The organism is Pedobacter paludisoli, from assembly GCF_052344095.1.
In the GTDB taxonomy this organism is placed as follows: domain Bacteria; phylum Bacteroidota; class Bacteroidia; order Sphingobacteriales; family Sphingobacteriaceae; genus Pedobacter.
On the sequence record NZ_CP179926.1, the window covers coordinates 1,196,548 to 1,208,628 of the forward strand.

Annotated in this window: 12 protein-coding genes; 7 read left to right on the forward strand and 5 right to left on the reverse strand. The window is 36.9% G+C overall.

Annotated features, from left to right (window positions below):
- The first annotated feature begins 11 nt into the window (after positions 1 to 11).
- Complete coding sequence (bioA, locus tag ACJVDK_RS04745) at positions 12 to 1,280, forward strand: adenosylmethionine--8-amino-7-oxononanoate transaminase (RefSeq protein ID WP_443939147.1); 1,269 nt, start codon at positions 12 to 14, stop codon at positions 1,278 to 1,280.
- Between the two features lie 72 nt (positions 1,281 to 1,352).
- Here the strand turns inward: bioA and ACJVDK_RS04750 are convergent, their stop codons facing one another.
- The 4 genes from ACJVDK_RS04750 to ACJVDK_RS04765 all read right to left on the reverse strand — a co-directional run bounded on the left by ACJVDK_RS04750 (position 1,353) and on the right by ACJVDK_RS04765 (position 4,425).
- Positions 1,353 to 1,787 (reverse strand): SRPBCC family protein, encoded by a 435-nt coding sequence (locus ACJVDK_RS04750; RefSeq protein ID WP_443939148.1) that lies wholly within the window; start codon positions 1,785 to 1,787, stop codon positions 1,353 to 1,355.
- A gap of 1 nt (position 1,788) precedes the next feature.
- Positions 1,789 to 2,199, reverse strand: a complete 411-nt coding sequence (locus ACJVDK_RS04755) for a VOC family protein (RefSeq protein ID WP_443939149.1) — start codon at positions 2,197 to 2,199, stop codon at positions 1,789 to 1,791.
- A gap of 20 nt (positions 2,200 to 2,219) precedes the next feature.
- Positions 2,220 to 3,593: an exonuclease domain-containing protein gene (locus ACJVDK_RS04760; protein WP_443939150.1), complete on the reverse strand. Its 1,374-nt coding sequence runs from the start codon at positions 3,591 to 3,593 to the stop codon at positions 2,220 to 2,222.
- 85 nt (positions 3,594 to 3,678) lie between these two features.
- Complete coding sequence (locus ACJVDK_RS04765; protein WP_443939151.1) at positions 3,679 to 4,425, reverse strand: LytR/AlgR family response regulator transcription factor; 747 nt, start codon at positions 4,423 to 4,425, stop codon at positions 3,679 to 3,681.
- A 1,004-nt stretch (positions 4,426 to 5,429) separates the two neighbouring features.
- On the opposite strand from ACJVDK_RS04765, the gene ACJVDK_RS04770 reads away from it, so the two are divergent.
- The 6 genes from ACJVDK_RS04770 (at position 5,430) to ACJVDK_RS04795 (ending at position 10,128) form a co-directional block, all read left to right on the forward strand.
- On the forward strand, positions 5,430 to 5,687 hold the full coding sequence (locus tag ACJVDK_RS04770) for a hypothetical protein (protein ID WP_443939152.1): 258 nt from the start codon (positions 5,430 to 5,432) through the stop codon (positions 5,685 to 5,687).
- Between the two features lie 594 nt (positions 5,688 to 6,281).
- Positions 6,282 to 6,470: a hypothetical protein gene (locus tag ACJVDK_RS04775; protein ID WP_443939153.1), complete on the forward strand. Its 189-nt coding sequence runs from the start codon at positions 6,282 to 6,284 to the stop codon at positions 6,468 to 6,470.
- A gap of 106 nt (positions 6,471 to 6,576) precedes the next feature.
- Positions 6,577 to 7,374, forward strand: coding sequence for a HipA family kinase (locus ACJVDK_RS04780; protein WP_443939154.1), 798 nt, complete (start codon positions 6,577 to 6,579; stop codon positions 7,372 to 7,374).
- Positions 7,352 to 7,735, forward strand: coding sequence for a DUF3037 domain-containing protein (locus ACJVDK_RS04785; protein WP_443939155.1), 384 nt, complete (start codon positions 7,352 to 7,354; stop codon positions 7,733 to 7,735). Before ACJVDK_RS04780 ends, ACJVDK_RS04785 begins: the two co-directional genes overlap by 23 nt.
- Before the next feature lie 27 nt (positions 7,736 to 7,762).
- Complete coding sequence (locus ACJVDK_RS04790; RefSeq protein WP_443939156.1) at positions 7,763 to 9,667, forward strand: AAA domain-containing protein; 1,905 nt, start codon at positions 7,763 to 7,765, stop codon at positions 9,665 to 9,667.
- Positions 9,668 to 9,747: 80 nt separating this feature from the next.
- On the forward strand, positions 9,748 to 10,128 hold the full coding sequence (locus ACJVDK_RS04795; RefSeq protein WP_443939157.1) for a response regulator: 381 nt from the start codon (positions 9,748 to 9,750) through the stop codon (positions 10,126 to 10,128).
- On the opposite strand, the gene topB is transcribed toward ACJVDK_RS04795, so the two are convergent.
- Positions 10,125 to 11,981, reverse strand: a complete 1,857-nt coding sequence (gene topB, locus ACJVDK_RS04800; protein ID WP_443939158.1) for a DNA topoisomerase III — start codon at positions 11,979 to 11,981, stop codon at positions 10,125 to 10,127. The genes ACJVDK_RS04795 and topB overlap by 4 nt on opposite strands.
- Positions 11,982 to 12,081 lie beyond the last annotated feature (100 nt).

Sequence of the window (12,081 nt, forward strand, 5' to 3'; positions counted from 1 at the left end):
TTATAAAAAATATGTCTTCTCTTCAAGAACGCGATGAAGCTGTTATATGGCATCCATATACGCAAATGAAAAATGCCTTACCTCACATACCTATTGTGAAAGGTGAAGGCGTGTATGTTTTTGACGAACAAGGCACAAAGTACATCGATGCAGTTTCATCGTGGTGGGTCAATATTCATGGGCATGCCCATCCGCATATAGCCAAAAAAGTATCCGAACAGTTAAACACCTTGGAACATGTTATTTTCGCAGGCTTTACACATGAACCAGCCGTTTTATTAGCTGAAAGATTACTTCCTCTGTTGCCTGGCAAACAAGAAAAAGTATTTTACACTGATAATGGTTCCACAGCCGTAGAGGTTGCGTTAAAAATGTGCTTACAATATTGGGACAACAAAGGAACGCCTAAAACTAAAATCATAGCCTTTAAAAACGCCTATCATGGAGATACATTTGGAGCCATGAGCGTGAGTGGACGAAGTATTTTTACAGATGCATTCAATTCCCTGTTATTTGATGTTGTTTTTATTGATCTACCAAATGAAGAAAATGTTCAAAAAATAGTCACCCAAATTGCAGCATTAAGGGGAGAAGCGGCCTGCTTCATTTTTGAACCGCTCATTTTAGGTTCGGGCGGTATGTTAATGTACGAGGCAAACCAACTAAATATACTCATTCAAACCTGTAAAGAAAATGACATTCTAACCATCGCAGATGAGGTAATGACTGGTTTTGGACGTACTGGAACTTATTTTGCATGCGAAAAATTAGAAAACAAGCCCGATATTTATTGCTTAAGCAAAGGCATTACGGGTGGCACCATGCCATTAGGCGTAACCACTTGTAGCAACGAAATATACAATGCTTTTCTAAGCGATGATAAACTAAAAACCCTTTATCACGGTCATTCCTTTACCGCAAATCCAATTGCATGTGCGGCATCTCTAGCCAGTTTGGATATTTTACTCGAAGAGAAAACTATTCAAAATATCAAGCGGATCGAAGCCAAGCATCAAGCGTTTTTCAAAGAAATCGCAGGGCATCCGAAAGTGAAAGATATTCGTCAAACGGGTACCATCATTGCCATTGAGTGGGAGACAGGCAATGAAACATCTTATTTAAGCAATCTTCGTAACTTACTGTATAACTTCTTCTTAACTAAAGGAATCATATTGCGTCCCCTAGGAAACATCATCTATATTTTGCCTCCATATGTCATTTCAGATGAGGATTTAGATTACATTTACGCCTGCATTAGGCAAGCCTTAGAAGAAATTTAATGAAAGGCATCCATGTTAAATCGGGAGAAATGAAATAGACATAACTTCCTTTTATATGGGTGCTCTGCTATTTTAAGCTAGGTCGTTTTTTTCTAAATAACCGCCAAGTGCTTCGTTAACAAAATAAGTCCAACCTGCGTTGAAGCTCGACTTACCGAAATCACTACCTCCACTGGCAAAGCTATCGATTCCTGTATGCGTCAATGTTAGCTTTGTTTTATCGCCAAGCGGACTCAATTCCCAGCTCACTTCCGAATACCCTTCATTGCCTTCGTATACCCAAGAATAGGTTATTTTCTCGTTCTCAAGAACTTCTTTAATTTCGCACAAATGTAAATATTGTGGTCCATCATCCGGACCACCGCTAAATTGAAACTTAAACCCAACTTCGGGTTTAAAATCTTCCAACTGAAAATACCATTGCTTCAACTCATCATTTTGTGTTAAAGCTTTCCAAATTCTTTCTGGGGATGCATCGTGTGTTACCACCACTGGTTCATCTTTCATATTATTTATTTTTAGTAAAATCCATGTAGAGTATATTCCAACGGTGACCATCTAAGTCGCAGAAACCACAACCGTACATCCAACCATCTTTATAGCCAGGTTCTGCATATAACGTACCACCGGCATCTTTTACTTTTTGGGCTATTTCATCCACTTCTTCCGGACTTTCAGCATCAAAGGAAAGCAAATATTCAACACCACTAGCGGTATCGATGTTTTTAGTTGATACAAAACTTTCAAAAAGAGGTATGGTAAAGAGCATCAGTACAAAATTTCCTTCACCTATTAAAAAACAAGCAGAATCATTATTAGATCCGTAATTTGCATTGAGCCGAAAGCCAATTTTAGTAAAAAACTCCTTCGATTTTTGAATATCCTGAACTGGAAGATTTATCCAAGCTGATTTTATCATCGCGTATACATTTTAATTATTTATAATTGAAACCTCTTTTGCGGATATTGCTCCACGTGATTCATAATTAAATTTACAATATAACTATTTGATTGATATGTTTCTAGCTTATCTTTTAAAATTACGGGATTCTCTGTCAACTGCGCTTTATTTGGAAAATATCCCATACCATAAAACTTACCATTCTCAACCAATAAACAGCTTACTTCTTCGTCTTTACGTCCATCGTCTACTAGCGCAAAACTGGGCTGCATGTTTTGAATATCTTCCAGGGCTTTTTTTAAGCGTTTATTGTAAACAGAAACCGTTTCAATTTTACTACAAGCACCAAAGCATTCTCCACTTTCGTGTGCAACACATTTTACATTGCTTTTTTGGAGATAGCAAAGTTTGGCACACAATTGATATTTTTCTATCAGATGATTTAAAAAATTGTATCCCGCGCTAATGCTCGAAAAACTTTGTAAAGCCTTATTATTTTTTTGATGCTTATCAATTGCAAGACGCAAATAGCCGTTTTGGTCTTCAAAAACATATAAATCGTACTTGTATTCGTAGCGTTTCATGGCGCGATTACTTTCAGGCCAGAGCCGCTTAATTTCGTTGGCTTCTAGAATAAGGGCCATTAACTCGGTTCCACAAACCACGTAATCAATGTGATGAATAAGACGCAAAAAATCTTGTCGTTGTTTAACCGGCGTATTTCCGCTAAAATGACCTAACACGCGTTTGCGTAGATTCTTAGCCTTCCCAACGTAGATAATCTTGCCCTTGTTATCTTTAAAATAATAAACCCCTGGTTGCATGGGAATTTGTGCAATAACTTTTTTATCGAGGTTAGGAGGGAGCACTTGTTCCTTGGAGTTTTTCTTAAGCATTTCTGCAATAACCCCTTCCTGGTCGGTTTCTTGAAGTCGATTAAATAGGATACTTGTGGCATCAGCATCGCCTTGCGCACGGTGACGATTATTAATCGGAATATTTAGTTCATGGCAGAGCTTCCCCAAGCTGTAAGAGGCTTTTCCCGGAATCAGTTTACGGCTCAAACGAACGGTACAGAGTTTTTTACAACTCAATTCATATCCTGCGTAAGAGAGGTGATGTTTTAAAAATGAAAAATCGAAATTAACATTATGCGCTACGAATACTTTGTTATGAAGAAGTTGATAAATTTGTAAAGCAACATCCGAAAACGTGGGTGCATCTTGAACCATCTCATCATCAATCCCTGTTAAAGCAGTAATATATTGTGGAATAGCGCGTTGAGGATTAATAAGCGTATTAAAAGATTCCACAACTTCTAATCCATCATGGATACTAATGGCCACTTCGGTAATACCGTTAGCAGCTGCATACCCTCCAGTGGTTTCTATATCGACTATAGCGTACAACATTAAAAATCTAATTTTATTAGCAAATATACGCTAAAAATATTAGTAATATAACTTATTAATAATTAATTTTCTTTAATAAGAACGCTTAATTCAATGGTGTATTGTTTTGGCTATTTTGATTCAAAAAGTCAATTAAACTAGCTAAATATCCACTTGAAACAAGGTAAGATGATCCATTAGATAATGTTAATCGGCTTCCTAAAAGATTTTTTAGATGATTTTTTGCAATGATAGTCGAATCGTTAATTTGAATAAAGGCTTCAAGATTCGTTAGGATTTCTTGCACTTCCTTAAACTTCTCTTTTCCTGCTTGATAACACGTTTGAGTTGTCAGAAATAGGACGTTATCTTCCGCATTTTCTACAACAATAAAGTTTTCAGCTTCTATTTTTTTAAGGCTTTCTTCCTTTCTATCCGTGTGAAGTTCAAAAAAAGATTGATCAAAAATAAGAAGTGGGTTGATGGTTTCTGGCGTAGTTGGGTATAAATTATGGATGGTTTTTTTGAAATGCATGATCGAATATGGCTTGAGCAAATAAGCATCGGCATTTACTTTAAAGGCATCAATCGCATAACGGGGGTGCGCGGTTGTAAAAATCAAATATTTAGTTTTGGGCCGGATGAGTGTTGCCAATTCTATTCCCGAAATAGATGGCATCTCAATATCCAGAAAAACAATATCCAACTGATTACTGTCTCTGATCGCTTCAAGAGCTTTCAAAGGCTCTGAATAGCTATCCACCAATGATAAATTTGGCAATGTGGTAAGGTAATCTTTCAGGCTTTCTAAAGAATGTGGATCATCATCAATAGCAATACAATTTATCGGCATTAAGGTTTAGTTTTAGTAAAGGGAAAATACGAGGAAGAAATAGATTATCAAAATAGAAATATCCTAAAGTTGATAAAATTGTTTCTTTAGTTTAATATCTAACAACAAAATTTATACATTCATCAGTTTTCGTATATTTTTTTTTTGGTCAATCCTGATTTTTAATCAAAAAAAATCAATCAATTATATTAATCTTAAAAAAATGGTTCATTTAAAGACGTTATGTTTTATTTTTCTACTAAAAGAAGTACGGATAGGCATTTGGGCTACTTGGTTCAGTTGATTGAAGTTTAAATTTAGTTTGCGCTAATATAGATAATTATTGTTAATGAACTCAAATGGACACTTACATTTTTTTGTAAACTTTATATGTCCTCAATATCGTAATTACTGATTTAAATTGTAAATCTATCACATTCCTAAATTGAATAAAAATAACACGAGGTTGATTTCTTTTGCAGGATTGAATACCCGCTACTACCTAATAACTATTTATTTCGATGGTTTAACTGGATAATCAAGGATTTTGAACACCAAACCGATGTAATAGCACTAAATGATAAGGTAAAACTTGATTTTAGCTTATTCAATATACTTACTCTAGAACTATTTTCACAAAGCATATACTTGCATGACAAAAACCTGTTGCAAACACTTAAAGTCCGATACATAACCTTAGTTCAATTTCATTATAAATCCTACAAAAGCATCGAATTTAATATAACCGAGGCAAGCTTTATACGTGTCAATCTATTTATAGAACCAGCATGAGGCGGCAAACTGTAAACTAGCTATACACAAATAAGGCATTTATTGAATTACCTAAAATTGGAATGATTTAAAGTATTTTTGTGTACACAGAAATTGAATAAGACCGAACATGACAGAGTACGTGATTTTAGTAGACGAAAATGATTCTCCGTGGGGTTTGATGGAAAAAATGGAAGCTCATGAAAGGGGAGAATTACATCGTGCTTTATCTGTTTTTATTTTTAATTCCAAGAATGAGTTACTCTTGCAACAACATGCATTGCAAAAATATCATTCTGGAGGTTTATGGACTAATACCTGTTGCAGTCATCAACGCCGATAGCGAAAATGATTTAGCTGCCGCCAACCGCCACTTATTTAAAGAAATGGGGATGAAATACGATTTAACCTATTTATTTAAATTCAGCTATAAAATTGATTTCGAAAATGGCTTAAGCGAACATGCGTTAGATCATGTGTTCATTGATTTTCAAATAAGGCTCCAAATATAAATCCATCAGAAGTTGTCCACTACCAGTACTTGTCTTTAGAATCTCTCCAGAATGATATTGGTTTGAATCTTTCTAATGATATCGGATAGTCAAAGATCAGTTTAGAAAGGGTAGTAGATAAGCTAAAAAAGGTGATGAAATAAAAAACGGGCATACAGCCTAAGCCATATACCCGTATCTAAATTAACGCTCTCGAGGACAAATATAGAGTTAGTTTTTAAAAATCCAACATGTTTAACATTTCTTTTACTTAAAAATGATAAACTAACTCAGTTATTTTCAAGCAAAAAACCAATCAACACTTTGATAATAAACATATTACAAATCAAATCATACAAATAATATATTTTTAAAAAAAAAATTATTCTCTTTAAATAATTTCAAAACATATTTTATGTGGTCGTATTTAACAGGCTAATACCATATATAAAACTACAATAATTTAGAAAATATGCATATAACGAGGTTGGTTTTTATTGCAGAATTTAATCAAACATGGTTGATTTAAGCTATACCAGCAAACAATATAACATTTTAAATATTTAACTAATTGATTTTTAGTAAATTTAAGATAAAATTTAAGAACTAAATGCTATGGAAAGATCACGAATTTTAACACTTTTAGAGACTATCAATCAACAAGTGAGTTCCTCTATTTTAGGTGGAATGGAAGAAGAATACGAAGAATTAGAAAAAATGGGATATATTGTCATTCATCGCGAATCCATTCAATGGTCTGCCTCTATGACACCTGAAGGCAATGCGTTTATAGGACACGATTGACCTCTATGGAATGAATACGCCAAGGAGTGCATTAATTGGCATAATTCTCCTAAATTTGCATAAAATTTCAAAAGTCTTTTTAACCTAAAAGACTTATCGATAGCTTATGGATGTATTTGTTCCGAAATTAAGAACAGTCAATGTTACGCGATACGTAATGCCTTTGCGCGAAGGAGGTTCCTTGCCTGCTATTGCCGAAGCGGATGACGATTTCTTATATGTTTTAAAATTTTATGGTGCCGGACAAGGTACAAGGGCTTTAATTGCAGAACTTTTGGGATGTGAAATTGCTCGTTTACTTGGTTTACGCGTACCAGAATTGGTTTTTGCAAATTTAGATGAGGCTTTTGGAAGAACCGAACCAGATGAAGAAATTCAAGACTTATTAAAAGCAAGCGTTGGTTTAAATTTGGCTGTACACTATTTAGCAGGCGCAATCACTTTTGATCCAGCTGTTTCTACAATAGATGGCAAACTTGCGTCGCAAATTGTTTGGCTAGATTGTTTTTTAACAAACTTAGACCGTACCTGCCGCAACACTAATATGCTCATGTGGCATAAAGAACTATGGATAATTGACCATGGTGCGGCCTTGTATTTCCATCATACCTGGCATAACTGGGAGGAGCAAGCAGCAAAGCCTTTCACATTGGTAAAAGACCATGTTTTATTGCCGTGGGCAACCGAACTTGAACAAGTGCACCAAGAATTTACCGCTATTTTAACGCCCGAAAAATTACAAGCAATAGTCAACCTTATTCCAGATGTTTGGCTGAAGGATGAAAGTATTTTTAGTTCTCCGGATGAATACCGTAAAGCGTATACTGCGTTTTTATCGGTTCGCTTAGCACATTCCACTAATTTTTTAAAAGTAGCAGAAGATGCAAGAAAGAACATTATTTGAGTATGCCGTTATTCGCGTAGTGCCAAAGGTAGAGCGTGAAGAGTTTTTAAATGTCGGTGTTATTTTGTTTTGTTCGAAGCAGAAATTCTTACAAACCTTATTTCATTTAGATGAGGCTAGAATTAAGGCTTTTGCGCCTACTACCGACATTCAGGAGCTTCGAGATAATTTGTGTGCTTTTCAGCGAATTACCAGTGGAGAAAAGGATTCAGGCCCTATTGGTGCATACGACCAAGCCTCGCGCTTCAGATGGCTAACCGCCACCCGTAGTACAGTAGTACAATGCTCTAAAGTACACCCGGGTTTGTGCCGCGATGCACAAGAAACACTCAACAAACTTTATCACGATTTAGTCCTTTAACTTTCCTTTCTATTAAACCTATTTTCATTGCCAAAAGAATATTTTAAAAAGCTTCAAGATTTAATAGAAATCGAGCGAAAAGAAGATTTAGCATCTTATTTAAAACTTACGGAACATACCGCAGCTGCCGATAGGAGAGCACTGGGCTTAACATGGTATCCGATTGCTATTCGCAATACCGAAATCGGTCGGGGCGATTATCTTTCAGTAGAATTGGAGCGAACTACACACACCGATTTTTCGCATCAATTTAGATTTGGGTCCTCTGTTGTTTTATTTTCTAATTACGATTCAAAGAACGATCGTTTGGAAGGAATAATAACCCATCAAAGCGCCAATAAAATGAAAATAAGCCTCCGGGTTGACGAACTTCCGGATTGGGCTAGTGAAGGGAAATTAGGGGTTGATTTATTGTTTGATAACAACAGTTACCAGGAAATGCAAAACGCCCTTAAACAAGCACTTGTAATGGCTGATAATCCTGCTGAAAACACCTTAATCAATATTTTAACAAAGGACGTTAAACCATCTTTCCGCAAAGAAGAAAAGTTTATCCTTCCTAATTCTTTAAATGATGCGCAACAATTAGCGGTCAATAAAATTGTTTCCGCAGATCATCTTGCCATTATTCACGGTCCTCCAGGAACAGGAAAAACCACCACCTTGGTGCATGCAATACAATCCTTAGCAAAGCACAGCAATCAAAAAATACTGGTTGTAGCACCAAGCAATACAGCTGTGGATTTATTGACTGAAAAATTAGCCATAGGTGGTTTAAACGTGCTACGCGTGGGAAATCCAGCACGCGTTTCTGAACGCTTAAATGCGGCAACATTGGAGCATAAAATGGTTAATCATCCCGATATGAAAACCATTAAAGCATTAAAGAAACAGGCCAATGAATTTAAAAACATGGCCCATAAATACAAGCGCAGTTTTGGAAAGGCTGAGCGCGAGCAACGCAAAGCCTTATTTGCCGAAGCGCATAAAATCGGACGAGAAGTAGAAAAACAAGAGCAGTACATTTCCGAGCATTTATTTGGTCAGGCGCAGGTAATTACCGCTACTTTAGTGGGGGCGAATCATCATACGGTACGTCACCTCAAGTACGAAACCATTGTGATAGATGAAGCCGGACAAGCATTGGAACCTGCCTGCTGGATTCCGATATTGAAAGCCGAAAAACTTATTTTGGCCGGCGACCATTGTCAATTATCGCCTACCATTAAATCCAATGAAGCAGCAAAAGGCGGATTGAGTCTTACCTTATTAGAAAAATCGGTTTTAAAACATCCTGAATCGGTAATTTTACTCGAACAACAATATCGCATGCATCAACACATCATGCAATATTCTTCTTCGGTATTTTACCAAAATAAACTAAAGGCACACGAAACAGTAGCCAACCACTTACTATTTAGCAACGATACCGCATTATCTTTCATTGACACGGCTGGCTGTAGCTTCGATGAAAAACAGGATGGAACTAGCACCATCAATCCTGATGAGGCAAGTTTTCTAATCAAGCAACTTATCACCTTTGTGGAAGAATTAAGCGTTAAAAAACTAGCGCATTTCCCAAGCATTGCGGTTATATCGCCGTACAAGCAGCAAGTTCTTCTCTTGAAAGAATTGCTCAGTCAATCGGATGAACTAAAGCCTTTTTTAACGTACATCGATGTGAATACCATCGATAGTTTTCAAGGGCAGGAGCGCGATGTGGTGTATATAAGTTTAACCCGGAGCAATACCCGCGCAGAAATAGGATTCTTATCCGACACCCGACGCATGAATGTGGCCATGACCCGCGCAAGAAAAAAATTAATCATAATCGGCGATAGTTCCACTTTAGCAAAGGCAGATTTCTATACCAACTTTATAAAATATTCAGAGGATTTAGGTCTTTACCATAGCGCTTGGGAATATTTGTAAAAAAAAACACAGCACCCTCATTTTCGGTATTGATTTAATTGCTATTTTCGCGGCATTATCCCTATTTATCTATTCATTCCATGAAAGAGAATTTGAAAATCTTAATTGCCGATGACTGCACGTTAATGCAATTGGTCATGCGTACATTCCTTACCGGTTTACATCCTCAATCAGAGATACAAGAAACCAGTAATTTACAGGAAACATTTACAGCATTGGCCCAAGCGGAATTCGATTTATTACTCTTAGACATTAACATGCCCAATGGAGATAGCACACCAGATACCGTTCGCGAGATTTTAGCAAAACAAAAAAGCATTAAAGTGTGTATGTTTTCGAGCAATGAAAAAAACACTGTTGAACAATACTTTTTAGAAGCTGGTGCAGTTGGCTACATCCAAAAAAACCAGCACATTCGCGTAAATGCGCAACAGGTTTTAGGGGCAATTACCTATTCTTAAGCTTTTGACAGTTCTTTAGCTGGCTCTGTTAATTGAGCCGTAATGCTTGCGCCCGCAACCAATAATTCATCGGTAATTGTTTTCGTATATTCAATAATTTCGGCTTTAAAATCACTTACCGATGCTCCAGAACGTATTTCTTCCAAACGTTTTTCCCATTGTCCGGTTAATTCTGCTTGTGCAATTTTCTTATCCTTTACCACCCCGTACACGGCTAAACCTTTTACCGTAGGTACTAAATTTCGTTTCTCGCGGGTAATATATTCACGGGTAATTAAGGTTTCAATAATGGCAGCTCGCGTAGCCGGGGTCCCCAAACCACTATCTTTCATGGCATAGCGTAATTCCTCATCCTCAATTTCCTTACCTGAGGTTTCCAAAGCTTTCAATAAAGAAGCCTCATTGTACATCGATTTAGGTTTCGTTTGTTTCTCTAAAAAAGCCTTTTCCATAATAGGCAATTGCTCGCCAGCAGCTACCTTGGGTAATGAAGCATTATCTTCGTCCTTTTTATCCTCTTCAACATCGTTAAATACCGAACGCCATCCCGCATTCCGTATCACGGTACCATTCGCAATAAAATCAGTACCCGATTTAATGGTTATTTTTGTTATTTCTTTCAAGCATTCTTGATGAAAAGCCTCTAACATTCTACCCACCACCATATCGTAAATAGCTTGTTTATCACTACTTAAACTATACGCATCTACACCTGTTGGTAAAATAGCATGGTGATCGGTTACTTTTTTTGCGTTCACACTTCGCTTATTCAAGACTGCCGTTTGAAGAAACTGTGCTTGCTTACCAAAATCAGCATGATTGGTAAATTTATCAATCAAACCCGGTACGGTGGCAAAAATATCATCGCCAATATACCTACTGCCCGTACGTGGATACGAAACCAATTTACTTTCATATAAATTCTGTAGTAAACTAAGTGTTTGATCGGCGGTAAATCCTTTCTTCTTATTTGCTTCTTGCTGCAAGCTACTTAAATCGTGCAAAAGAGGAGGAGGTTCCTTTCTAGGTTTTGCTTCTACATTTACAATATTCCCACCGGTCGGAAAACCCGAAGCCACATCTTCAACCAGTTTAAATAAATCCTGTGCCTCTTCTTTATTTTTAAAACTGGCAACCGAAATCGCTTTAAAAATTTGTTCATCCTTATTCAGTAAAATACTGATTTGATAATAGGGTTGAGGTACAAAGTTTTTAATTTCCAAATACCGCGAACAAATCATGGCAAGGGTAGGCGTTTGCACTCTTCCCAAGGAAAGAACACTTCTATTGCCGGCCGATATGCTCAATGCTTGGGTTGCATTCATTCCAACCAACCAATCCGATTCTGAGCGACAATGCGCCGAGTTAAATAATGTATCATAATCGGTACCCGGTTTTAAATTCCGAAAACCATCTTTAATAGCCTCATCTGTTTGCGATGAAATCCACAAACGCTTAAAGGGTTTTTTACAGCGCAAATAATAATAAATGTACCTAAAAATCAATTCCCCTTCACGCCCGGCATCCGTTGCGACAATAATTTCGCTGGCTTCATCAAACAGTTTTTTTATGGTATCCAATTGTTTTCGCACTGCAGGGTCTTCCACCAAACCATCTTTGGTTTTAATTTTCCGAACAGCCAACTTAAACTTCTGCGGTAGCATGGGCAAATGTTGCTTTCGCCAACCATAAAAGCCATAATCTTGCGGAGGTGCTAACTGCAGTAAATGCCCAAAAGCCCAGGTAAACGAATAGCCTTTACCTTCAATGTATCCATCTTTTCTGGTGGTAGCACCAAAAACTTTAGCTAATTCGCGACCAACAGAGGGCTTTTCTGCAATAACAATCTTCATTAATTGGGGTATCTGTAAAAGGTCAAATATACTAATTCTGAGGTGTTGGTGCATGAAAAGGGAGCCCTACGTTATCCACAAAAATGCGGCACAAATAGCA